This window comes from Agromyces kandeliae (assembly GCF_009674665.1).
GTDB classification, from domain to species: Bacteria; Actinomycetota; Actinomycetes; order Actinomycetales; family Microbacteriaceae; genus Agromyces; species Agromyces kandeliae.
Genome location: NZ_WKJD01000019.1, coordinates 97,336 through 120,179, shown reverse-complemented (window position 1 = coordinate 120,179; position 22,844 = coordinate 97,336). Strand labels below are relative to the sequence as shown.

The 22,844-nt window shown below is 70.8% G+C and carries 21 protein-coding genes; 13 read left to right on the top strand and 8 right to left on the bottom strand.

Annotated elements, in window-relative coordinates; translation table 11 throughout:
• The first annotated feature begins 17 nt into the window (after positions 1–17).
• The 5 genes from gap to GJR97_RS14500 all read left to right on the top strand — a co-directional run bounded on the left by gap (position 18) and on the right by GJR97_RS14500 (position 3,781).
• Complete coding sequence (gene gap / locus GJR97_RS14520) at positions 18–1,022, top strand: type I glyceraldehyde-3-phosphate dehydrogenase (RefSeq protein WP_324613530.1); 1,005 nt, start codon at positions 18–20, stop codon at positions 1,020–1,022.
• Between the two features lie 11 nt (positions 1,023–1,033).
• Positions 1,034–2,248: a phosphoglycerate kinase gene (locus tag GJR97_RS14515; RefSeq protein WP_324613529.1), complete on the top strand. Its 1,215-nt coding sequence runs from the start codon at positions 1,034–1,036 to the stop codon at positions 2,246–2,248.
• Positions 2,239–3,027, top strand: coding sequence for a triose-phosphate isomerase (gene tpiA / locus GJR97_RS14510; RefSeq protein WP_154347511.1), 789 nt, complete (start codon positions 2,239–2,241; stop codon positions 3,025–3,027). Before GJR97_RS14515 ends, tpiA begins: the two co-directional genes overlap by 10 nt.
• Positions 3,028–3,153: 126 nt before the next feature.
• Positions 3,154–3,405, top strand: a complete 252-nt coding sequence (gene secG, locus GJR97_RS14505; protein ID WP_067947350.1) for a preprotein translocase subunit SecG — start codon at positions 3,154–3,156, stop codon at positions 3,403–3,405.
• A gap of 10 nt (positions 3,406–3,415) precedes the next feature.
• Positions 3,416–3,781, top strand: a complete 366-nt coding sequence (locus GJR97_RS14500; RefSeq protein WP_324613528.1) for an RNA polymerase-binding protein RbpA — start codon at positions 3,416–3,418, stop codon at positions 3,779–3,781.
• 87 nt (positions 3,782–3,868) lie between these two features.
• On the opposite strand, the gene pgl is transcribed toward GJR97_RS14500, so the two are convergent.
• Genes pgl through tkt form a run of 6 tightly spaced genes read right to left on the bottom strand, consistent with a single transcriptional unit; the run spans position 3,869 to position 11,983 of the window.
• Positions 3,869–4,639, bottom strand: a complete 771-nt coding sequence (pgl, locus tag GJR97_RS14495) for a 6-phosphogluconolactonase (RefSeq protein WP_154347509.1) — start codon at positions 4,637–4,639, stop codon at positions 3,869–3,871.
• Positions 4,636–5,601 carry a glucose-6-phosphate dehydrogenase assembly protein OpcA gene (locus GJR97_RS14490; protein ID WP_154347508.1) on the bottom strand — a complete coding sequence of 322 codons (966 nt, stop codon included), beginning with the start codon at positions 5,599–5,601 and terminating at the stop codon, positions 4,636–4,638. Before GJR97_RS14490 ends, pgl begins: the two co-directional genes overlap by 4 nt.
• Positions 5,598–7,139: a glucose-6-phosphate dehydrogenase gene (zwf, locus tag GJR97_RS14485; protein ID WP_154347507.1), complete on the bottom strand. Its 1,542-nt coding sequence runs from the start codon at positions 7,137–7,139 to the stop codon at positions 5,598–5,600. Before zwf ends, GJR97_RS14490 begins: the two co-directional genes overlap by 4 nt.
• 13 nt (positions 7,140–7,152) lie before the next feature.
• Positions 7,153–8,757 (bottom strand): glucose-6-phosphate isomerase, encoded by a 1,605-nt coding sequence (locus tag GJR97_RS14480; protein WP_324613527.1) that lies wholly within the window; start codon positions 8,755–8,757, stop codon positions 7,153–7,155.
• Positions 8,754–9,863: a transaldolase gene (gene tal / locus GJR97_RS14475; protein ID WP_154347506.1), complete on the bottom strand. Its 1,110-nt coding sequence runs from the start codon at positions 9,861–9,863 to the stop codon at positions 8,754–8,756. The genes GJR97_RS14480 and tal overlap by 4 nt, the downstream gene beginning before the upstream one ends.
• Positions 9,864–9,886: 23 nt before the next feature.
• The gene (gene tkt / locus GJR97_RS14470; protein ID WP_324613526.1) at positions 9,887–11,983 is read right to left on the bottom strand and encodes a transketolase; all 2,097 of its coding nucleotides are present in this window, start codon (positions 11,981–11,983) and stop codon (positions 9,887–9,889) included.
• A gap of 283 nt (positions 11,984–12,266) precedes the next feature.
• Here tkt and GJR97_RS14465 point away from each other — a divergent pair, with 283 nt between their 5' ends.
• Positions 12,267–13,187: a heme o synthase gene (locus GJR97_RS14465; RefSeq protein WP_154347505.1), complete on the top strand. Its 921-nt coding sequence runs from the start codon at positions 12,267–12,269 to the stop codon at positions 13,185–13,187.
• A gap of 100 nt (positions 13,188–13,287) precedes the next feature.
• Here GJR97_RS14465 and GJR97_RS14460 read toward each other — a convergent pair whose 3' ends face one another.
• Complete coding sequence (locus GJR97_RS14460) at positions 13,288–13,551, bottom strand: hypothetical protein (protein WP_154347504.1); 264 nt, start codon at positions 13,549–13,551, stop codon at positions 13,288–13,290.
• 144 nt (positions 13,552–13,695) lie between these two features.
• On the opposite strand from GJR97_RS14460, the gene GJR97_RS18840 reads away from it, so the two are divergent.
• The gene (locus tag GJR97_RS18840) at positions 13,696–16,620 is read left to right on the top strand and encodes a helix-turn-helix transcriptional regulator (RefSeq protein WP_195760727.1); all 2,925 of its coding nucleotides are present in this window, start codon (positions 13,696–13,698) and stop codon (positions 16,618–16,620) included.
• 10 nt (positions 16,621–16,630) lie between these two features.
• On the opposite strand, the gene GJR97_RS14450 is transcribed toward GJR97_RS18840, so the two are convergent.
• Positions 16,631–17,569 (bottom strand): COX15/CtaA family protein, encoded by a 939-nt coding sequence (locus GJR97_RS14450; protein WP_324613525.1) that lies wholly within the window; start codon positions 17,567–17,569, stop codon positions 16,631–16,633.
• A gap of 246 nt (positions 17,570–17,815) precedes the next feature.
• Between GJR97_RS14450 and sufB the strand changes: the two genes are divergently transcribed.
• The 6 genes from sufB (at position 17,816) to GJR97_RS14420 (ending at position 22,841) form a co-directional block, all read left to right on the top strand.
• A complete protein-coding gene (gene sufB, locus GJR97_RS14445; RefSeq protein ID WP_154347501.1) occupies positions 17,816–19,234 on the top strand; it encodes a Fe-S cluster assembly protein SufB in 1,419 nt (472 codons plus the stop codon).
• A 3-nt stretch (positions 19,235–19,237) separates the two neighbouring features.
• A complete protein-coding gene (gene sufD, locus GJR97_RS14440) occupies positions 19,238–20,419 on the top strand; it encodes a Fe-S cluster assembly protein SufD (RefSeq protein WP_154347500.1) in 1,182 nt (393 codons plus the stop codon).
• 1 nt (position 20,420) lies between these two features.
• Complete coding sequence (locus GJR97_RS14435; protein ID WP_324613524.1) at positions 20,421–20,747, top strand: non-heme iron oxygenase ferredoxin subunit; 327 nt, start codon at positions 20,421–20,423, stop codon at positions 20,745–20,747.
• A 67-nt stretch (positions 20,748–20,814) separates the two neighbouring features.
• Complete coding sequence (gene sufC / locus GJR97_RS14430) at positions 20,815–21,582, top strand: Fe-S cluster assembly ATPase SufC (RefSeq protein ID WP_154347499.1); 768 nt, start codon at positions 20,815–20,817, stop codon at positions 21,580–21,582.
• A gap of 19 nt (positions 21,583–21,601) precedes the next feature.
• On the top strand, positions 21,602–21,931 hold the full coding sequence (locus GJR97_RS14425; protein WP_129233033.1) for a metal-sulfur cluster assembly factor: 330 nt from the start codon (positions 21,602–21,604) through the stop codon (positions 21,929–21,931).
• An 88-nt stretch (positions 21,932–22,019) separates the two neighbouring features.
• Positions 22,020–22,841 (top strand): methyltransferase domain-containing protein, encoded by an 822-nt coding sequence (locus tag GJR97_RS14420; RefSeq protein ID WP_154347498.1) that lies wholly within the window; start codon positions 22,020–22,022, stop codon positions 22,839–22,841.
• Positions 22,842–22,844 lie beyond the last annotated feature (3 nt).

The following is a 22,844-nucleotide window of genomic DNA, read 5'->3' as shown; positions in this document are numbered from 1 at the left end:
CTACAGGGGAGATTCCTGTGTCCGTAAAGATCGGCATCAACGGCTTCGGCCGCATCGGCCGCAACTACTTCCGCGCCGCGCTCGCGCAGGGCGCGGACCTCGAGATCGTCGCGGTGAACGACCTCACCGACAACAAGACCCTCGCGCACCTGCTGAAGTACGACTCGATCACCGGGCGCCTCGACGTCTCCGTCGAGTACGACGAGGACAACCTCATCGTCGACGGCAAGGCGATCAGGGCCTTCGCCGAGCGAGACCCCGCGAACCTGCCGTGGGGCGACCTCGGGGTCGACATCGTCATCGAGTCGACCGGCTTCTTCACCAAGGCCGCCGACGCGCGCAAGCACCTCGACGCCGGGGCCAAGAAGGTCCTCATCTCCGCGCCCGCCACCGACGAGGACGCCACCTTCGTGATGGGCGTCAACGAGGATTCGTACGACCCCGCCGCGCACCACATCATCTCGAACGCGTCGTGCACCACGAACTGCCTCGCGCCGCTCGCGAAGGTCTTCAACGACGAGTTCGGCATCGAGCGCGGCCTCATGACGACGGTGCACGCGTACACGGCCGACCAGAACCTGCAGGACGGCCCGCACAAGGACCTCCGCCGCGCACGCGCCGCCGCGGTCAACATCGTCCCGACCTCGACCGGTGCGGCCAAGGCCATCGGCCTCGTGCTGCCCGAGCTCGTCGGCAAGCTCGACGGCTTCGCCCTGCGCGTTCCGGTGCCCACCGGCTCGATCACCGACCTCACGGTGACGTCGTCGCGCCCGGTCACGGTCGACGAGGTCAAGGCCGCCTACAAGAAGGCCGCCGAGGGCCCGATGAAGGGCATCCTCAAGTACACCGAGGACCCGATCGTGTCGAGCGACATCGTCACCGACCCGCATTCGTCGATCTTCGACTCCGGCCTGCTGCGGGTCCTGGGCGATCAGGTCAAGCTCTCGTCGTGGTACGACAACGAGTGGGGCTACTCGAACCGACTGGTCGACCTGACCGAGTACGTCGCCGAGCGACTCTGAATCGAGCTGACGTGACCCTCAGGACCATCGATTCCCTGGGTCCGCTCGCCGGCACGCGTGTCGTCGTCCGCTGCGATCTCAACGTCCCGTTGAAGGACGGAGTGATCACGGACGACGGCCGCGTTCGTGCGTCGGTCCCCACGCTCGCCGCGCTCGTCGAACAGGGCGCAAAGGTGATCGTGCTCTCCCACCTCGGCCGCCCCGAGGGCGAACCCGACCCGAAGTACAGCCTCGAGCCGGTGGCGGTCCGCCTCGGCGAGGTGCTGGACGCCCCGGTCGCATTCGCGACCGACACGGTCGGCGAGGATGCCGCGGCGAAGGTGGCCGCCCTCGGCGACGGCGAGGTGCTCGTGCTCGAGAACCTCCGCTTCAACCCGGGTGAGACGAGCAAGAACGAGGCCGAGCGCACCGCGTTCGCCGGGCAGCTCGCCGAGTTCGCCGATGCCGTCGTCTCCGACGGCTTCGGCGTCGTGCACCGCAAGCAGGCGAGCGTCTACGAGCTCGAGCAGCTCCGCCCCAGCGCGGCCGGCCGGCTCATCGCCGCCGAGCTCGACGTGCTCGACCGCCTCACCGAGAACCCGGAGCGGCCGTATGTGGTCGTGCTCGGCGGTTCGAAGGTCTCCGACAAGCTCGGCGTCATCGAGCATCTGCTCCCGAGGGTCGACGCGCTCCTCATCGGCGGCGGGATGCTGTTCACCTTCCTCGCGGCCCAGGGTCACAAGGTGGGCTCGAGCCTCCTCGAGGCCGACCAGATCGACACCGTGAAGGGGTACCTCGCGGATGCCGCGGAGCGCGGCGTCGACATCGTCCTGCCGACCGACGTCGTCGTCGCCGCGTCGTTCTCCGCCGATGCCGACCACGAGGTGGCCCCGGCCGACGCCATCGAGGAGACGCCGTTCGGCGCCTCCGGCCTCGGCCTCGACATCGGGCCGGAGACGGCCGCCGCGTTCGCCGACCGCATCCGAGACGCCAGGACCGTGTTCTGGAACGGCCCCATGGGCGTGTTCGAGCTGGCTCCGTTCGCCGAGGGCACGCGCACCGTGGCATCCGCCCTCACCGAGATCGACGGCCTCAGCGTCGTCGGCGGCGGCGACTCGGCGGCGGCGGTCCGCCAGCTCGGCTTCGACGAGTCCGCCTTCGGGCACATCTCGACGGGCGGCGGCGCGAGCCTGGAATTCCTCGAAGGCAAGAAGCTCCCCGGACTGGAGGTCCTCGGATGGCAGTGACCCGCACCCCGTTCATCGCGGGCAACTGGAAGATGAACCTCGATCACCTGCAGGCGATCGCGTTCGTCCAGAAGCTCGCGTGGAACCTCTCGGACGCGAAGCACGACTTCGCCGACGCCGAGGTGGCGGTCTTCCCGCCGTTCACCGACCTGCGCTCCGTCCAGACGCTCGTGTCGGCCGACGACCTGCCGGTGAAGTACGGCGCGCAGGACCTCTCGGCCAAGGACTCGGGCGCCTACACCGGCGAGGTGTCGGGTGCCTTCCTGGCCAAGCTCGACTGCGCGTACGTCATCATCGGCCACTCGGAGCGCCGCACCATGCACGCCGAGGCCGACGACGTCGTGAACGCCAAGGTGATCGCCTCGCACCGCCATGGGCTCGTTCCGGTGCTGTGCGTCGGCGAGACCGCGGAGGACCTCGAGCAGCACGGCGCCAGCGCCGTGCCCGTCGCGCAGCTCCGTGCCGCGCTGGAGGGCGTCGACGTGTCCAAGGGACTCGTCGTCGCCTACGAGCCCGTCTGGGCGATCGGGTCGGGCCAGGCGGCCACGCCCGAGCAGGCGCAGCAGGTCGCCGCGGCCCTCCGCGGCGTGCTCGCCGATATCGCCGGTGCCGAGCTCGCGGCGTCGACCCGCATCCTCTACGGCGGCTCCGTGAAGGCGGCCAACATCGCTGCCTTCATGCGGGAGCCCGATGTCGACGGCGCGCTGGTCGGGGGTGCGAGCCTCGACCTCGACGAGTTCTCGAGCATCGTCCGCTTCAAGAAGCACGTCGGGGCCTGATCCGAGGACCCCGATTCCACCGCAGCGCCGTCCGGCCGCGCCCGCGTGGGCGTTGGCCGGACGGCGCTGCGGCTATACTCGACAGGCGGCATCGACATACCCGGTCATGCCCGGAAAGGTTTCACCGTGGAGATTCTCCAGGTCGTCCTGCAGGTGCTGCTCGGCCTCACGAGCATCCTGCTCACGCTCCTGATCCTGCTGCACAAGGGCCGCGGCGGCGGGCTGTCCGACATGTTCGGCGGCGGCGTCACGTCGAACCTCGGTGCGTCCGGGGTCGCGGAGCGCAACCTCAACCGCATCACGATCATCCTCGGACTCGTCTGGGTGACGTGCATCGTGGTGCTCGGACTCATCACCAAGTTCGACGCCGGAATCTGACGGAGGAGACGTGGTTTCTGGAAACAGCGCGATCCGCGGTTCGCGGGTCGGTTCGGGTCCGATGGGCGAGCAGGACCGTGGGTTCCACGCCGAGCGCGTCGCCGTGAGCTACTGGGACGCCCAGGGCAACGAGACCGTGCGGTACTTCGCGGCCAACGTGCCCGAGGAGGAGATCCCGGACGTCATCGACAGCCCGTCGACCGGCCTGCCGGCCGGCCGTGACAAGGACAACCCGCCCGCTGTGGCGAAGCTCGAGCCGTACAAGACGCACCTCGCGTACGTGAAGGAGCGCCGCAGCGAGGAGGAGGCTGCCGCCCTCCTCGAGGAGGCGCTGCAGCAGCTGCGCGCCCGTCGCGGGACCGCTGCGAACGACTGAATCCCGACCCGGGTACGACGAAGGGCCGCCCCGCGGGGCGGCCCTTCGTCGTACCCGGCGCGCCGGCAGGACGGTCGTCGCGTCGTCTCAGTAGTCGCGGGCGATGAGCGCGTCGGGGACCTCGGCCGCGGCATCCCGATCGACGAAGAAGACGGTGCGTCGCCGACCCTTGATCCCCGCGACGGGCACTTCGTCGCGGCTCGCTCCGGCGAGCGCGAGACCGAGCGCCGACGCCTTGTCGGCGCCGGCCAGAACCAGCCAGACACGTTGCGCCGCGTTGATGACCGGTCGGGTCAGGCTCAGACGCTCGGGCGGCGGCTTCGGCGAGTCGCGGACGGCGATCACGGGCCGATCCACGACCTGGATTCCCGACCGGTGCGGGAACAGCGAGGCGATGTGGCCGTCGGGTCCCACTCCGAGGAACACGATGTCGAACACCGGATGCGGGAGGCCGTCGGCCCCGTGCGCGGCGAGCTCCGACGCATAGGCGTCGGCCGCCTCGTCGAGCGAGAGCCCGGAATCCGACGCCGGGAACGGGTGGACGTGGTCGTCGGGCAGGTGCAGTGCGTCCAGGAGCGCCTCGCGCGACTGCCGGTCGTTGCGCTCGTCGTCGCCCGCGGGGACCCATCGCTCGTCGCCCCACCAGAAGTGGATGCGCTGCCAGTCGATGGACTTGTGCGCTGGGGACGCGCGGACGGCCTCGAGCACGGCGGCGCCCATGGAACCTCCGGTGAGCACCACGTGGACCGTCTCCTGCGCATCGAGCAGGTCGAGGACCTTGGTGATGAAGCGAGCGGCGACCGCCCCGGCGAGGGTGTCCTTGTCGGGATGGACGAGTACGCGCCGCTCGTTCGTCATGCGGTGGCTCCTTCGCTCGCGGGGGTGCGGTGGTCGGGGAGCAGGCCGAGCCCCCGGGTGATCACCTCACCGTACAGCTCGTCGGGATCGAGGCGGCGCAGCTCGTCGGCGAGGCAGTCACGGAGGCTGCGCCGGGGGAGTGCGACATCGTGCACCGGCTGGCCGGGCTGACGCAGCGTGGCGACGCCCGGCAGGTCCCGGACGAGCTCGATCGTGCCGGTCGCCCGGCCGAGCGAGACTCCGCGGATGCCGTGCGAGCCGTGCTCGAGTCCGGTCAGTGCGCAGTTCGTCGATGCGCCGAGCTGCATGGACAACCAGGCGGCGAGCAGCGTCGTCGACGGGGAATCGATCGACCCGGTCACCTGCACCGTGGTCACCGATTCGTACGGTGGCTGGTCGAGCACGGCCGCGAGCTGCGCCCGCCACAGCGTGAGCCGAGTCCACGCGAAGTCGGCATCGCCGGGCCGGTAGCTCGCGGCGAGCGCGTCGAGCGCGGCCTGCGGGTCGGACTGCATGGACGCGTCCGTGATGCGCCGCTGGGCGATCCTGCCGAGCGGGGAGTCGCCGGGTACCTCGGGCGCCGCGCCCGGCCACCAGGTGACCACCGGGGCGTCGGGGAGGAGGAGCCCCATCACGAGACCCTGCTCGTCCTGGGCGGCGTCTCCGCTCGCCCTGAGGATGACGACCTCGCTCGCCCCCGCGTCGCCGCCCACGCGGATCTCCGCGTCGAGCCGGCTGACGTCGGGGTCGCCCTGGTCGACGGTCGAGACGACGATGACGCGCATCGGGTGTTCCCTGGACGCGTCGTTCGCCGCCTCGATCGCCTCCTCCTCGGCGTCGTGCGTGGTCGCGATGACGAGGGTCAGCACGCGGCCGAGGGCCACGACGCCGCCCTCCTCGCGGATCTTCACGAGCGTCTTCGAGACCTGGCTCGTGGTCGTGTCGGGCAGTTCGACGATCATGGGCGCCTCCAGGTGCGTCCGTCGCGGGCGAGGAGCTCGTCGGCCGAGGCCGGGCCCCACGATCCGGGCTTGTACTGCTCGGGTCGACCCTGCGACGCCCAGAACTCCTCGATCGGGTCGAGGATCTTCCAGGACAGCTCGACCTCCTCCTGCCTGGGGAAGAGGGGCGGGTCGCCGAGGAGCACGTCGAGGATGAGTCGTTCGTACGCCTCGGGGCTGGCTTCGGTGAACGCGTGTCCGTAGCCGAAGTCCATCGTCACGTCGCGGACCTGCATGCCCGCGCCGGGCACCTTGGAGCCGAACCGGATGGTCACGCCCTCGTCGGGCTGCACCCGGATCACGAGCGCGTTCTGGCCGAGCTGGGACGTCTGGCTGTCGGCGAACACCTGCTGGGGCGCGCGCTTGAAGACGACCGCGATCTCGGTCACCCGGCGGCCGAGGCGCTTGCCGGCCCTGAGGTAGAAGGGGACGCCGGCCCAACGGCGCGTCCCGATGAGCAGCTTCATGGCCGCGTAGGTCTCGGTCGTCGATTCGGGATTCATCCCGTCCTCGTCGAGGAATCCGGTGACCTTCTCGCCGCCCTGCCATCCGCCCGAGTACTGTCCGCGCGCAGTCGCCGTCGCGAGGTCCGACGGAAGGCGCACCGCACGGAGGATCTTCTCCTTCTCCGCACGGAGGTCCGCCGCGTCGAACGAGATGGGCTCCTCCATCGCGGTGAGCGCGAGCAACTGCAGCAGGTGGTTCTGGATGACGTCGCGTGCGGCGCCGATGCCGTCGTAGTAGCCGGCACGCCCGCCCACGCCGATGTCCTCGGCCATCGTGATCTGCACGTGGTCGACGAAGTTGGCGTTCCAGATGGGCTCGTAGAGCTGGTTGGCGAACCGCAGCGCGAGGATGTTCTGGACCGTCTCCTTGCCGAGGTAGTGATCGATCCGGAAGACCGAGTCGGGCGGGAAGACCGACGCGACGACGTCGTTCAGTTCGATCGCCGTCTTCAGGTCGGATCCGAACGGCTTCTCGATGACGACGCGCCGCCACTGGTCGCCCTTCTGCTCCGTCAGGCCGGAGCGCTTGAGCTGCTCGGTGACCTGCGGGAAGGACTTCGGCGGGATCGACAGGTAGAACGCGTGGTTGCCCATGGTGCCCCGCTCGCGGTCCAGGCCCTCGACGGTGCGTCGAAGGCGCGCGAACGCCTCGTCGTCGTCGAAGGTGCCCTGGACGAAGCGGATGCCGCGCGAGAGCTGCTTCCAGACGTCCTCGCGGAACTCGGTGCGGGCGTACTTCTTCACCGAGTCGTGCACGACTGCGGCGAAGTCCTGGTCCTCCCAGTCGCGCCGGGCGAAGCCGACGAGCGCGAAGCCCGGCGGCAGCAGCCCCCGATTCGCGAGGTCGTAGACCGCGGGCATGAGCTTCTTGCGGGAGAGGTCGCCGGTGACGCCGAAGATGATGAGGCTCGACGGACCGGCGATCCGGTTCAGGCGGTAGTCCTTGGGCGACCGCAACGGGTTGTGCGTCGCCGTGATCTCGACCGGATGCATGCGTGCTCCAGGATCAGCCGATGGCCGCGCGCAGCGACCGCAGGTCGGCGCTCGGATCGGGCAGGGTCAGGGTGAGGACCGGCCGGCCGTGCTCGGCGATGACGGATGCGTCGCCGGAGGCCTGGGCCGCGATGAGGTCGCCGAACGTGAACGGTCGACCGGGGATCGGGAGGTCGTCGGTCGGGCGCTGCACGAGCTGCAGGAACGCCCCGTGCGCGGGCCCGCCCTTGTGGTACTGGCCGGTGGAGTGCAGGAATCTCGGACCCCAGCCGAACGTGACCGGGCGGCCGCTGCGCTCGGCGAGCAGGTCGCGGAGCCGTCCGAACTCGGGGTGCGCCACCCGGTCGACGTAGGCCTGCACGGCGAGGTACCCGTCGACCGGGATCTCCTCGAGGAGGACCTCGACCGCGGACGCCGGGTCGCTTGCCGCACCGATCACGTCGGGCGTGCCGCGGACCTCGATCGCGCCGGCGACGAATGCGGCCGGAGCAGGCTCCGGCCGCGCCTCGAGGAGACCGCGCGCGGCGACCTTCGCCGACTCCACGTCGGGCTGGTCGAACGGGTTGATGCCGAGGAGCCGCCCGGCGACCGCCGTCGCGTACTCCCAGGCGAGCAGCTGCGCGCCGAGCGTGCCCGAGACGCGGATCTCCCCGTCGGTGCCCTCCGCGAAGCGCTCGGTGCCCGCGTCGTCGACGAGGCGCACGACCTGCAGGTCGGACGGACGGGACACGAGCTCCGGGGCACCCGGGCCGAGGACGACGGGCAGGATGCCCGTGCCCTCCTTGCCCGTCGATTCGGCGATGAGCTGCTCGGCCCAGTCGGCGAACCCGACGATGTGGGTGCCGTCGGCGACGATCGCGAGCTTGTCCCTGCGCGGGTCGGTCCCGGCGATCGCGGCGCCGAGGACCAGCCCGGGGTTCTCCTCTGAATCGATCGCGAGGGCGAGTTCGATCGCCTCCGCCTCGTCGAGGAGCTCCCCGAGGTCGACTCCGGCGAGGCCCGTCGGCACGAGGCCGAAGGCCGTGAGCGCCGAGTAGCGTCCGCCGACCGTCGGGTCCGCCGTGAAGACCCGGTAGCCCGCCGCGTGTGCGGACCCCTCGAGCGGCGAACCCGGGTCGGTGACGACGACGATGCGCGTCGCAGGGTCGATGCCGGCGTCGAGGAACGCCTGCTCGTAGGCCCGACGCTGCGAATCGGTCTCGACGGTGGATCCGGACTTCGACGCGACGACGAGCACCGTCCGCTGGAGTCGGTCGGCGATCGCCGACCGGACCTGGCCGGGCTCGGTCGAATCGAGCACGGTGAGATCGGCGCCTGCCGTGCGGGCGATGACCTCGGGAGCGAGGGAGGAGCCTCCCATGCCCGCGAGCACCACGTGATCGATCCCGCGGGCGCGGAGCTCGTCGCGGAGCGCCGCGATCTCGGGCAGGAGCGGCCGGGACACCGCGATCGCCTCGGTCCAGCCGAGACGGTTCGCGGCCTCCTCCTCGGCGGCCGGCCCCCACAGGCTCGCGTCGAGCGAGGTGATGCCCGTCGCCACCCGGTCGGCCACCAGCTGCGGCACGATGCGGCGCACCGCGTCGGCCGCTGGGCCGCTCACGGAGATCCGGACATTCACCGAGCTGCCTCCAGGGCGGAGCGCACGGTGTCGAGGAGCTCGTTCCAGGAGACGATGAACTTGTCGACGCCCTCGCGTTCGAGGAGCTCCGTGACGTCGTCGTAGTCGACGCCGACGCCGGCCAGCGCGTCGAGCACGCGTCCCGCCTCGGCGAATGCGCCGGTGACGGTGTCTCCCTCGATGACCCCGTGGTCGAAGGTCGCCTCGAGGGTCTTCTCGGGCATGGTGTTCACCACGCCGTGGGCGACGAGCTCGGTCACGTAGAGCGTGTCGGGAAGTGCGGGGTCCTTGACGCCGGTGGAGGCCCACAGCGGGCGCTGCCGGTTGGCGCCTGCGTCGAGGAGCGCGACCGCGCGCGGCGCGGCGAACTGCTGCAGGTACAGCTCGTACGCGAGCCGGGCGTTGGCCACGCCGGCCCGGCTCTTGAGCGCGATCGCCTCGGGCGAGCCGATCGCCTCGAGGCGCTTGTCGATCTCGGTGTCGACGCGCGAGACGAAGAACGAGGCGACGGAGTGGATCGTCGACAGGTCGATGCCGGCCGCCTTCGCCTGCCCGAGCCCGGTCAGGTAGGCGTCGATGACCTCGCGGTACCGGTCGAGGCTGAAGATCAGCGTCACGTTGACGCTGATGCCCGCGCCGATCGCCGCGGTGATCGCCGGGAGGCCGGCCTTGGTGGCGGGGATCTTGATCATGACGTTGGGACGGTCGACCTTGTCCCAGAGACGGTGCGCCTCGGAGATGGTCGCATCGGTCTCGTTCGCGAGGTCGGGGGAGACCTCGATCGAGACGCGGCCGTCGTAGCCGTCGGTGCGGTCGTAGACCGGACGGAAGTGGTCGGCGGCGTCGCGCACGTCGTCGGTGGTGATCTCGAAGACGGCGCGGTCGACGTCGGCACCGTCGGCCGCGAGCGCGGCGACCTGGTCGCGGTAGGCGTCGCCCTTGGCGAGCGCCCCGGCGAAGATCGTCGGGTTCGTGGTGACGCCGACGACGTCGCGCTCGGCGATGAGCCGCTCGAGGCCGCCCGAGGTGATCCGCTCGCGCGAGAGGTCGTCGAGCCAGATGCTGACGCCGGCCTGCGAGAGGGCGGCGGTGGGAGTGGTGCTCATGATGATGTCTCCTTCGTGCTCGGTCAGCTCGACGCGAGCGATTCCTTCGCGGCGGCCACGACGTGCTCAGGCGTGATGCCGAACTCGCGGAACAGGGTCTTGTAGTCGGCGGAGGCGCCGAAGTGCTCGATGGACACCGCGCGGCCGCGCGTGCCGAGGTAGCGGTACCAGCTGAGGGCGAGCCCCGCCTCGACGCTGACTCGGGCGGTCACGGACGACGGCAGCACCGACTCGCGGTACTCCGCCGACTGCTCCTCGAACCACTCGAGGCTCGGCGCGGACACCACGCGGGCGGCCACGCCGTCGGCGGCGAGCTGCTCGCGCGCGGCGAGCGCGACCTGCACCTCGGAGCCGGTGGCGATGAGGATCACGTCGGGAGTGCCCGACGCGGCCTCGGCCAGGACGTACGCGCCCTTCGCGACGTTCGACGCCGCTGCGAGCGTGTCGCCGGATGCCTCGCCCTCGCCGCGCTCGAACACGGCCACGTTCTGACGGGTCAGGGCGATGCCCGCGGGGCCGCCGCGGCGCTTCAGGATCTCGAGCCAGGACCAGGCGGTCTCGTTCGCGTCGGCCGGCCGCACGACGGACAGGTGCGGGATCGCCCGCAGGGCGCTGAGCTGCTCGATCGGCTGGTGCGTCGGTCCGTCCTCGCCGAGGGCGACGGAGTCGTGCGTCCAGACGAAGATCGACGGGATCTGCATGAGCGCGGCGAGACGGACGGCCGGGCGCATGTAGTCGCTGAAGATGAGGAACGTGCCGCCGAAGGCGCGCGTCGGTCCGTGCAGGACGATGCCGTTCAGTATCGCGCCCATGGCGTGCTCGCGGATGCCGAAGTGCAGCACTCGGCCGTGCCGGTTCCCGGGGAACTCGTGGGTCGAGTGCTCGGCGGGGACGAACGACGGCGCACCGTTGATCGTGGTCAGGTTCGACTCCGCGAGGTCGGCGGATCCGCCCCAGAGCTCGGGGAGGTGAGCGGCGAGCGCATTGATCGCCTTGCCGGACGCGGCGCGCGTCGAGACGTCCTTGCCCGGTTCGAACACCGGGAGGGCGGCCTCGAGGCCCTCGGGCAGCTCGCCGGCCTCGAGTCGGTCGAGCAGCGCCTTGCGCTCGGGGTTCGCGGCGGCCCACGCGTCGAACGACGCCTGCCAGGCCTGCTTGGCCTCGGCGGCGCGGTCCCGCGCGTTGCCGCGGGTGCGCTCGATGACCTCGTCGGCCACGGCGAAGTTCTGCGCGGGGTCGAACCCGAGCACCTCCTTGGTCGCGGCGAGCTCCTCCGCGCCGAGCGCGGAACCGTGGATCTTGCCGGTGTTCTGCTTCTTGGGCGCGGGCCAGCCGATGATCGTCTTCAGGACGATGATCGACGGCTTGCCTGTCTCGGCCTTGGCGGCCTCGATGGCGTCGTTGAGCTCGGCGACGTCCTCGACGTAGTCGCCGGTCTTCTTCCAGTCGACCGTCTGCACGTGCCATCCGTAGGCCTCGTAGCGCTTCGCGACGTCTTCGGTGAAGGCGATGTCGGTGTCGTCCTCGATCGAGATCTGGTTCGAGTCGTAGATGACGACGAGGTTGCCGAGCTGCTGGTGGCCCGCGAGCGAGGAGGCCTCGCTCGTCACGCCCTCCTCGAGGTCGCCGTCGGAGGCGATCACGTACACGTGGTGGTCGAACGGGCTCTCGCCGTCTGCCGCCTCGGGGTCGAACAGGCCGCGCTCGTAGCGTGCGGCGTAGGCGAAGCCGACCGCCGACGCCAGGCCCTGGCCGAGCGGTCCGGTCGTGATCTCGACGCCGGCCGTGTGGCCGTACTCGGGGTGGCCGGGGGTCTTCGAGCCCCACGTGCGCAGCGCCTCGAGGTCGGACAGTTCGAGGCCGTCGCCGGCGAGGTACAGCTGGACGTACTGCGTCAGCGAGCTGTGGCCCGCCGAGAGGATGAAGCGGTCCCGCCCGAGCCAGTCGTGGTCGGCCGGGTCACGGCGCATCACCTTCTGGAAGAGCAGGTACGCGACGGGCGCGAGGCTCATCGCCGTGCCGGGGTGGCCGTTGCCGACCTTCTCCACGGCATCGGCGGCGAGCACGCGCGCCGTGTCGACCGCGCGATCGTCGATGGGGTCCCAGTGCAGAGTTGCCACGGGTTGGGGTTCCTTCCGGTCGTGACGGAGTCGGGGAGCCTCTCCATTCGGCTCCCGGACCCGCCGGGAAACGCGACGGCGCGGTGGAGCCCGGGACCGATCCGGTCATGCGTCAGGTGGAGTTGCACGTCGAATCCGCGCCACCGGGCGCGCTGGGTTCAGTATATGGAGTCGCCCTCACTCTATGACGGGGCTTGACGCGTCCGTCCGGCGACGACCGGATGGCCTAGAATCGAACGGGTCGCGCGCCCTGCCTCGTCGGCGCGCGCCGGAAGAGGATTCAATGCAGGCCGCGCCGACCATCCGTGACGCTCGACGGACGACGAACGTGCGACGCAAGGTCGCCGCATACGTCGCACTCACCAAGCCTCGCGTGATCGAGCTCCTGCTCGTGGTGACCGCGCCGACGATGATCCTCGCATCGAACGGCCTGCCCGACGTCTGGCTCCTGCTCGCGACCCTCATCGGCGGCGCGATGAGCGCCGGTTCCGCGGGCGCCTTCAACTGCTACATCGACCGCGACATCGATCGCGTCATGAAGCGCACGAAGGGTCGCCCGCTCGTCACCGGCGAGCTCACCGACCGCGAGGCGCTGGTCTTCGCGTACGCGCTCGGCGCGGCATCCATCGTCTGGCTCTGGGTCTTCGCGAACTGGCTGGCCGCACTGCTCTCGCTCGCCGCGATCCTGCTCTACGTCGTCTTCTACAGCCTGATCCTGAAGCGGCGCACCGCGCAGAACATCGTCTGGGGCGGCGTGGCCGGCTGCATGCCGGTGCTGATCGGCTGGGCCGCGGTGACCGAGAGCCTCAGCTGGGCGCCGTTCATCCTCTTCCTCATCATCTTCCTCTGGACGCCGCCCCACTACTGGCCGCTGTCGATGAAGTACAAGGACGACTACGCGGCCGCCGGCGTCCCGATGCTCGCCGTCGTGCGCGGCCGGGCCCAGGTGGGCCTGCAGGTCATCCTCTACGCCTACGCGACGGTCGCCGCCTCGCTCCTGCTCATCCCCGTCGCGGGGATGGGGCTGCTCTACTCGAGCGTCGCACTCGTGTCCGGCATCTGGTTCGTCGCCGAGTGCCACCGCCTCTACAACCTCGCGATCCGCGGCCAGGAGGTGTCGCCGATGCGGGTGTTCCACGGCTCGATCGTCTACCTGTCGCTGCTCTTCCTCGCGGTCGGCGTCGACCCGCTGCTGCCCTTCTAGTCTCGCGGCGCCGCCTGCCGCGAATCCCCGTCGCGCCCCCCCCGGGACGCGCTCGGAGCCACGACCCCGTGGCGTCAGAGCTCGCAAGGGAACCCTCTCGTCAGCGCTGTTCGGGAATGTGGGACGGGGCGGCGACACCCGCGCCCGTGAGGTCGTCGCACCGGACGAACTGGGTGCCGATGCGCTCGAGCGTGCACATCCCGGCATCCGTTCGCGCGACGGAGACCACGGCGGGAGCCGGTTCCGGGGCCGGCTCGGGACGCGCGACCGCGGGAGCGGCCGTGATGGCGGCGAGCACGGCGGCGGCCGTGGCGACCAGCGCCGAGGTGGCGATGGTGGTGGTGGTGGTGGTGGTGGTGCGCATGATCGTGGTCCTTCCGGGATGGGGTCGACCTCGTGTCGACACCCACGACGATGCGCGCCGCCGCGCGCCGCCGGATCGGAGCCCGACCCTGAGATGGATGACGAAACACCTGATTCTCGGGCGGTCCGATGCCAGACTGGTCGGGTGGTCGTGGCAGTCGCGACCGCCGGGCCGCAATTGATCGGCCGCGAGCGGGAGCTCGAGATCGTGGGGGGACTCCTCGACCGGGCGTGGGGCGAGGAGGCCCAGACCCTCGTCGTCTCCGGTGACGCCGGAGTCGGCAAGACCGCCCTCGTCGCCGGGGCGTGCGAAGTCCGGCAGGGAGCTGGCGAGATCCTCGTCGGCGCGTGCCTGCCGCTCACCTCGATGTCGATCCCGTTCCTCCCCATCCGCTCGGCGCTGCGTGGGAATCCGCGCCTGATCGCTCCGCCGCTCTCGCAGGCCGACGGCGCGGGCCGCGACTTCGCCGTGCGCTTCGACGCGTGGCTGGACGAGCAGAGCGACCGGCGGCCGCTCGCGCTGGTGGTGGACGACGTCCAGTGGGCCGATCGCAGCACGCTCGACACGCTGATGTACGCGGTCGCCGGTCCGGCGTCGCGCCGCCTCGCGATCGTCGTGACGTTGCGCTCCGGCGAGGTCGGCCTCGGACATCCGCTCCAGCGGTGGCTCGCCGACGTCCGGCGCCTGCCCCGGACGACCGAACTCGAGCTCGGACCGCTGGACCGTGCGGGGACCGCTGCCCAGGTGCAGAGGCTGCTCGGCACCCTGCCGCACCAGTCGCTGATCGACGACGTGCACGCGCACAGCAGGGGCAACCCCTACTTCACGCGCCTGCTCGTCACCGGGCTCGCTCCGGACGCGCGAGCCGTGCCCGCCTCGTTCCCGGCCGACCTGAGCTCGGCGGTGCTGCAGTCGTGGTACCGGCTCTCCGAGCCGACGAGGCAGCTCGCGACCCGGCTCGCGGTCGGAGGGCGAGCGATGCGGGCCGACGACCTCGCGGCGGTCGTGGGCGACGCGGACGTCGCGAGGACCCGGTCGCTGCTGCTCGAGGCGGTCGCGGAGGGAACACTGGACCTGCTCGACGACGGCGGCTTCTGGTTCCACCATCCGCTCAACGCGGAGGCCCTCGAGGCCGCGCTCGGCGCCGACGAGCGCCGCGAGTGGCATCGGAGGTTCGCCGACGCCATCGAGGCCGACGGCGGGGCCGCGGCATCCGTGTCCTCGGCCGTCGCCGTGGCGGACCACCGCTACCGCGCGGGGGAGCCGGAGGCGGCCTTCGACTGGGCACTGCGCGCGGCGGATGCGGTCCGAGGGGCGGCGGGCACTGGGGAGGAGCTGCGGCTGCTCCGCCGCGCGGTGGACCTCCGAGCGCAGATGCCCGATGCCGAGCCATCGATGGAGGACGTGCTGCGTCGACTCCGCCGGGCCGCCGAGGACGCGGGTGCGACGGCGGAGGAGCTCGAGGCGGTGGAGATGCTCCTGGAACGGATCGACGAGGAGGTCGATCCGCTTCGCGCGGCAGCGCTCCGCGTGCGACGCATGCACCTCCGGTTCATGCGTGGGCTGGCGTTCCCCGAGCTGCCGGAGATGGAGCATGCGGTGCGGCTCGCGTCGGCCGACATCGCAAGTCCCGAGTACGCGCTCGCGCTGGCGGAGCTCGCCCAGACGGAGCGGTGGCACGGAAGCGCGGCCGCCGACGAACACGCAACGGGGGCGTTGGCGCACGCGCGCGCCGTCGGCGATCCGAGGGCGCTGTCGTTCGCACTCACCGTCGCGTCCATGAACGCGACCTTCGCGGGCGACATCGCGGCTGCGGCCGAGTTCGGCGAGCAGGCGATGCCGCCGGCGCTCGAGGCACGCGACTGGTTCGGGTACGTCCACGCTGCATTGTGGGCGGCGAACGCGACGCAGTCCTGGGCGACCGAGGCCTATGCGGAACGGATCGGAGCCTGCCGCCGGGAGCTCGAATCGAGCGGCGGCCCCCACGCGTACCTCGCCTGGCTGTCGGCCGTCGAGGCCAACGCGCGCCTGGCCGGGGGAGCCTGGCGCGAAGCCGACGAGCGGCTGCGCGTCGCCCTCGGCTCCGATCCCGGCCCGTTGGGGGATGTCGAGGCCCGCCTGACCGCGGCACGGCTCGCAGCGCTCCAGGGGCAGGTCCATGAGGCGGAGGCGCACCTTCGGCGTGTCGAGGAACTCGTCGTCGACGGGTCGGCGTTCCTTCCCCTCGAGTACGACGCGGTGCGCGCAGAGGTCCGCCTCGCGGCCGGCGACACGGCCGGCGCGTACGACGCGGCGGTCGCGGGCGCCGTCGATCGGGGGACGACGCCGACCATGGCCGAATGGCTGATGCCCTTCGCGGCCCGCGCCCTCGCAGACCAGGCGCAGTCCGCGCGCGACGCCGGCGAACCCGCCGGGGACGTGCTCCGCCGGCTCGATGCACTCGTCGAACGCTTCCCCCACGTCATCGAGGACATGAGCACGTCGACGGAGATCATCCGACGGCAGGTCGCCGCACTCGACGGCCTGTACGCGGCGGAGTGCGCCCGCGCCCGAGCCGCACCCGAGGCCGCCGAGTCGTGGTCGCTCGCGGTGGCGCAGTGCTCGGCCGCGCGCCTCCCGTGGGAGGAGGCGTACGCCCGATGGCGAGCGGCGGAGGAGTGGCTCGGGCGGGGCGCAGATCGATCGGCCGGGGCGGAGATGCTCAGGACGGGTCTCGCCCTCGCTCGACGGCTCCGTGCGAAGCCGGTCGAGGAGGAACTCGTCGACCTCGCACGCCGGGCGCGCGTGCCGATCGGCGAGCCCGATCCGACGAGCCCGCCACCCGGGTCCGAGGTGCCCGGCCTCACCGCCCGGGAGCGCGAGGTCCTCGCGCTCATCGCGGTCGGACGGACCTACTCCGAGATCGCCCGGTCACTGGTCATCAGCGAGAAGACCGTCAGCACGCACGTGTCGCACCTGCTGGCGAAGACCGGGTCGGCGAACCGGGTCGAACTGGCGCGGCTGGTCCGTCGGCTGGAGCACGGGGACGAGGGCGAGGACGGCCGCACCGACGCGGACGGCGCGCCGTGAGTCGTCGCGGTCAGCGAGCGGATGCCGCGATGGCCGCCGCGTCGGACGAGGCATCCGTCGCCACCGGGCGCGTGAGCTTCATCACCACGACGGTCATCGTCGCGGCCGTGAGCGCCGCGAGGACCATGTGGATGCCGACGGCGAGCGGCGGGAGGCCGTTGCGCGCCTGGTAGAGGCCGACGCCGATCTGGACGAGTTCGACGGCCAGGAGCACGATCGACCAGCGCGCGACCTGCAGCCGCAGGCGCCACGCGGCGATCGCGAGCACCACGGTCAGCGCGAACAGGGCGTAGCCGGGCCACGCGTGCACGTGCTCGAGGAGTTCGGCGTTGAAGCCCGTGCGGCCGGCGTCGGCGTCGCCGGAGTGCGGGCCGGAGGCGGTGGTCAGCACGCCGAAGGCGATCGAGATCGCGAGCACCGCGGTCGTGGCGTGCGTGAGTATGGCGAACCAGCGCGGTGCGGCGAGCTCGCGCGCGCCGGGCGTCGCGTCGAGGCGCACCAGGTACGAGGCCGTCACGCACACGAGCGCGAGCGAGGCGACGTAGTGGAAGCCGACGATGAAGGGGTTGAGGCCGGTCCACACGGTGACGCCGCCCACCACGGCCTGCGCGACGATGCCGAGGAGCACGACCAGCGCGAGCCTCCAGAGGTCGCGGCGCTCACGGCGCAGGCGCCAGATCGAGAGCAGCACGAGCAGCGCGACGATGCCGACGACGCCGGTCATGAGTCGGTTTCCGAACTCGATCACGCCGTGGATGCCCATCTCGGGCGTCGTGACGAGCGAGTCGGCCGTGCACATCGGCCAGGTGGGGCAGCCGAGTCCGGAGCCGGTCAGGCGGACCGCGCCGCCTGTGGCGATGATGATCGTCTGGGCGAGGAACGAGAGCCATGCGGCGACGCGCACGCGGCGGTCGATGCGGTCGGGCAGCCAGGCGATGACGCGGTTCACGGCTCGTCGAGTTCCTGATCCGGGTCGGAGTGTGAGGGTACTGGGAGTCGGGACTCCGGGACCTTCGACCCTATAGACTTGATTGGTTGACGCGGTTCCGCGCGCGTGTGCGGCGCGGCGCATCACCATTGTAGGTTCGCGACGAAGCCACCCGCACATCACCCCACGACCGAACCGGCACCTCGACCGGAAGGCCGGGGGTGGGCCGGACTGATAGCCGGTGCGCGGGAGGAGAAGAGGGAGAGCATGACGGACGTACTCATCGACCGCCCCGAGTTGGAGGGGCTCGGCACGTACGAGTTCGGCTGGTCCGACTCAGACGTCGCCGGGGCATCCGCTCGCCGCGGCCTGGCGCCCGAAGTGGTGGCCGACATCTCGCGCCTGAAGGACGAGCCCGAGTGGATGCTGCAGCGCCGCATGCGCGGGCTGCAGCTGTTCGACCGGAAGCCGATGCCGTCCTGGGGCGCCGACCTGTCGGAGATCGACTTCGACAACATCAAGTACTTCGTCCGGTCCACCGAGAAGCAGGCCCAGACCTGGGAGGACCTCCCCGAGGACATCCGCAACACCTACGAGCGCCTCGGCATCCCCGAGGCCGAGCGGCAGCGCCTCGTCGCGGGCGTCGCCGCGCAGTACGAGTCCGAGGTCGTCTACCACCAGATCCGCGAGGACCTGGAGGAGCAGGGTGTCATCTTCCTCGACACCGACACCGCGCTCAAGGAGCACCCCGAGTTCTTCGAGGAGTACTTCGGCACGGTGATCCCGGCGGGCGACAACAAGTTCGCCGCGCTCAACACGGCCGTCTGGTCGGGCGGCTCCTTCGTCTACGTCCCGAAGGGCGTGCACGTCGAGATCCCGCTCCAGGCCTACTTCCGGATCAACACCGAGAACATGGGCCAGTTCGAGCGCACGCTGATCATCGCCGACGAGGACAGCTACGTCCACTACATCGAGGGCTGCACGGCACCGATCTACAAGTCCGACTCGCTGCACTCGGCGGTCGTCGAGATCATCGTGAAGAAGAACGCCCGCGTGCGCTACACGACGATCCAGAACTGGTCGAACAACGTCTACAACCTCGTGACCAAGCGCGCCGTCGCGCACGAGGGCGCCACCATGGAGTGGGTCGACGGCAACATCGGCTCGAAGGTCACGATGAAGTACCCGTCGATCTTCCTCATGGGCGAGCACGCCAAGGGCGAGACCCTCTCGGTCGCGTTCGCGGGCCCGGGCCAGCACCAGGACGCCGGCGCGAAGATGATCCACATGGCGCCGTACACGCAGTCGTCGATCGTCTCCAAGTCGATCGCGCGCGGCGGTGGCCGCGCCGGCTACCGCGGCGAGGTCCGCGTCGACGCGAACGCGCACCACTCGGCCAACACGGTGCGCTGCGACGCGCTGCTGGTCGACACGATCTCGCGCTCCGACACCTACCCGGCGATCGACATCCGCGTCGACGACGTGCAGCTCGGCCACGAGGCCACGGTCTCGAAGGTCAGCGAGGAGCAGCTCTTCTACCTCATGTCGCGGGGTCTCCCGGAGGACGAGGCGATGGCCATGATCGTGCGCGGCTTCATCGAGCCGATCGCGCGAGAGCTGCCCATGGAGTACGCGATGGAACTCAACAAGCTCATCGAGATGGGCATGGAAGGATCGGTCGGCTAACCGATGAGCACCGCGATGCAGAGCACCGCCCTGCCCACCCCCGAGCAGCACGGCATCCGTGCGCACTCCGACGGCCCGATCGTGCCCGTCCAGACGCGCTCCGAGCGGTTCCGCTCGACCGACGTCGCCGACTTCGCGCCCATCACGGGCCGCGAGCACGAGTGGAAGTACTCGCCCGTCGCCGCGTTCGCCGATCTCACCTCCGGTGAGCTCGACGGCTCGCGCCTCGAGGTCGAGGCCACGGATGCCGCGGGCCTGTCCCTCTCGTGGATCCCGCGCGACGATGCCCGCATCGGCCGCGCCGGGACGCCCGAGGAGCGCGCCTCGGCGAACGCGTGGTCCAGCTTCGGCGAGGCGCTCCTCGTCGAGGTCGCCGGCGAGGAGGCGAAGACCATCACCGTGACCCGCTCGGGCCTGGGCACGACCCCGCGCGCCGCGCACACCGTCGTCGAGGCCGCGCCGAACAGCCGCGCGCTCGTCGTGCTGCGCGGCATCGGCGATGCACGCCTCAGCGAGAACGTCGAGGTCGTCGTCGGCGAAGGAGCGAACCTCACGGTCGTCTCCCTCCAGGAGTGGACCGACGACTCGGTCCACCTCGCGAGCCACTTCGCGCGCATCGGCCGCGACGCCAAGCTCAAGCACATCGTCGTCTCGCTCGGCGGGAAGGTCGTGCGCGTGAACCCGTCGACGCACCTCGCAGAGCAGGGCGCCGACGTCGAGGCGCTCGGCCTGTACTTCTCCGACGCGGGCCAGCACCTCGAGCAGCAGGTCTTCGTCCACCACGACGCACCGCACACCCGCTCGCGCGTGACCTACAAGGGCGCGCTGCAGGGCGAGGGCGCGCGCAGCGTGTGGATCGGCGACGTCCTGATCGGCAACGCCGCGACCGGCACCGACAGCTACGAGCAGAACCGCAACCTCGTCCTCACGGACGGCACCCGGGCGGACTCGGTCCCGAACCTCGAGATCGAGACCGGCGACATCGAGGGCGCCGGTCATGCGTCGGCCACGGGCCGGTTCGACGACGAGCAGCTGTTCTACCTCCAGGCGCGAGGCATCCCGGAGGACGAGGCGCGCCGTCTCGTCGTGCGCGGCTTCCTCGCCGAGGTCGTGCAGCAGATCGGCGACGCCGAGCTCGAGGAGCGTCTCATCCGGGCGCTCGAAGCGGAACTCCAGGGGAGCTGACGTGGCATCCACTCGCGTGTGCGGGGTCGACGACCTCGCCGTCAATGAGGCGCAGAAGTTCGTCGTGGACGGCGTGCCTATCGCGGTCGTGAAGGACTCCGCCGGAGACGTCTTCGCGATCGGCGACACCTGCACCCACGGCGACATCTCGCTGTCGGAGGGGTTCGTCGAGGACGACACGCTCGAGTGCTGGGCCCATGGCTCGAAGTTCTCCCTCCTGACGGGAAAGCCGCTCACGCTGCCGGCGTACGAGCCCGTTCCCGTGTACCAGGTCGAGATCACCGACGGGGGCGTCTTCATCGATCCCGCGGTGAAGCTCGCCGTCTGACCTCCGAACTCCCATGAACTCCCGGCCCGCGCGGCCGGACACGAACCGAAAGAGACACCGAATCACCATGTCCGTGCTCGAGATCAAGAACCTGCACGTCAACGTCGAGACCGACCAGGGCACCCGCGAGATCCTCCGCGGCGTCGACCTGACCATCCGCGAGGGCGAGATCCACGCGATCATGGGGCCGAACGGCTCCGGCAAGTCCACGCTCGCCTACACGATCGCCGGCCACCCCAAGTACACCGTCGTCCAGGGCGAGATCCTGCTCGACGGCGAGGACGTGCTGGAGATGTCCGTCGACGAGCGCGCCCGCGCCGGCATGTTCCTGGCGATGCAGTACCCGGTCGAGATCCCGGGCGTCACCGTCACGAACTTCCTCCGCACCGCCAAGACCGCGATCGACGGCGAGGCGCCCTCGATCCGCACGTGGCTGAAGGACGTCCGCGGCGCCATGACGAACCTCAAGATGGACTCGGCCTTCGCCGAGCGCAACGTCAACGAGGGCTTCTCGGGCGGCGAGAAGAAGCGCAACGAGATCCTCCAACTCGAGCTGCTGAAGCCGAAGTTCGCGGTGCTCGACGAGACCGACTCGGGCCTCGACGTCGACGCGCTCAAGGTCGTCTCCGAGGGCGTGAACCGTGCCCACGCGAACACCGGCCTCGGCATCCTGCTCATCACGCACTACACGCGCATCCTCCGGTACATCAAGCCCGACTTCGTGCACGTGTTCGTCGCCGGCAAGATCGCGGAGCAGGGCGGACCCGAGCTCGCCGACCGGCTCGAGGAGGAGGGCTACGACCGCTACCACGTCGCCGAGTCGGCGACGCAGTAATCGGGCGTAGGCTGGACGCATGGTCACCTCACTCGCACCCGAGCGCTACGACCAGATCAGCGAGGCGCTGAAGGATGTCGTCGACCCCGAGCTGGGCGTCAACATCGTCGATCTGGGCCTCATCTACGACCTGAACTGGGACGACGAGAACGACGCCCTCGTCGTCAACATGACCCTGACCAGCGCGGGCTGCCCGCTGACCGACGTCATCGAGGAGCAGACCGCCGAGGCGCTCGACGGCACCGTCGAACGGTTCCGCATCAACTGGGTGTGGATGCCGCCGTGGGGTCCCGAGCGGATCACGGACGACGGACGCGACATGATGCGTGCGCTCGGCTTCGCGATCTGAACCGCACATCGTCGAGGGAGGTCCCGGAAGGGGCCTCCCTTTCGGTTCCCCCGGCGTGTCCGGGCCCGTCGAGGAATAGGCTCGGGGCATGCAGGGAACGGCCGCGTCCGCCCGCGACGCGTACATGCACGGCCACCACGAGAGCGTCCTCCGAGTGCACGAGTGGCGCACGGTCGAGAACTCGGCGGCCTACCTCGCGCCGCACCTCCGCGAGGGGATGCGGGTGCTCGACATCGGGAGCGGCCCCGGCACGATCACGCTCGACCTCGCCCGCCGGGTCCGACCGGGGAAGGCCGTCGGCGTGGACGCGTCCGCCGAGGTCGTCGCGCGAGCCCAGGGACTCGCCCAGAGCGAGGGCGTCCCCAACGCGGAGTTCCGCACGGGGGACGCCTACCGCCTCGACTTCCCCGACGGGGTGTTCGACGTCGTCCATGCGCACCAGGTGCTGCAGCACCTGGCTCGTCCGGTCGACGCGCTGCGCGAGTTCCGCCGCGTGCTGCGGCCGGGCGGAATGGTGGCCGCCCGCGACGTGGACTACGGCGGCGTGATCTGGAGCCCGGAGTCACCAGAGCTCGCACGCTGGCGCGAGTTGAACGAGCTCATCTGCGCCTGGAACGGCGGCGACGGTAACGCCGGGAGGCACCTCACGCGCTGGGCGCGGGCGGCGGGCTTCGCCGACGTCGAGGCGAGCGGGTCCGTGTGGGTGTTCTCGTCGAACCGCGATCGCGAGTGGTGGGGCGGCAACTGGGCGGAGCGCGCGCTGCACTCCACCTTCGCGGCGCATGCGATCGAATCCGGGCACGCGTCCCACGCGGAACTCGAGGCGATCTCGTCCGCGTGGAGCCGCTGGGCCTCGGATCCCGACGGCTGGTTCCTCATGCCGCACGGCGAGATCCTCGCGCGCGCGTAGGTG

Excerpts from the sequence above, each read along its gene's own strand:
- tal (WP_154347506.1), bottom strand. The coding sequence starts at position 9,863 with ATGAGCACCACTCCCACCGCCGCCCTCTCGCAGGCCGGCGTCAGCATC.
- sufD (WP_154347500.1), top strand. The coding sequence starts at position 19,238 with ATGAGCACCGCGATGCAGAGCACCGCCCTGCCCACCCCCGAGCAGCAC.
- pgl (WP_154347509.1), bottom strand. The coding sequence starts at position 4,639 with ATGACGAACGAGCGGCGCGTACTCGTCCATCCCGACAAGGACACCCTC.
- GJR97_RS14460 (WP_154347504.1), bottom strand. The coding sequence starts at position 13,551 with ATGCGCACCACCACCACCACCACCACCACCATCGCCACCTCGGCGCTG.
- tpiA (WP_154347511.1), top strand. The coding sequence starts at position 2,239 with ATGGCAGTGACCCGCACCCCGTTCATCGCGGGCAACTGGAAGATGAAC.
- sufB (WP_154347501.1), top strand. The coding sequence starts at position 17,816 with ATGACGGACGTACTCATCGACCGCCCCGAGTTGGAGGGGCTCGGCACG.
- GJR97_RS14490 (WP_154347508.1), bottom strand. The coding sequence starts at position 5,601 with ATGATCGTCGAACTGCCCGACACGACCACGAGCCAGGTCTCGAAGACG.
- GJR97_RS14425 (WP_129233033.1), top strand. The coding sequence starts at position 21,602 with ATGGTCACCTCACTCGCACCCGAGCGCTACGACCAGATCAGCGAGGCG.
- GJR97_RS14465 (WP_154347505.1), top strand. The coding sequence starts at position 12,267 with ATGCAGGCCGCGCCGACCATCCGTGACGCTCGACGGACGACGAACGTG.
- zwf (WP_154347507.1), bottom strand. The coding sequence starts at position 7,139 with ATGCATCCGGTCGAGATCACGGCGACGCACAACCCGTTGCGGTCGCCC.
- GJR97_RS14420 (WP_154347498.1), top strand. The coding sequence starts at position 22,020 with ATGCAGGGAACGGCCGCGTCCGCCCGCGACGCGTACATGCACGGCCAC.
- sufC (WP_154347499.1), top strand. The coding sequence starts at position 20,815 with ATGTCCGTGCTCGAGATCAAGAACCTGCACGTCAACGTCGAGACCGAC.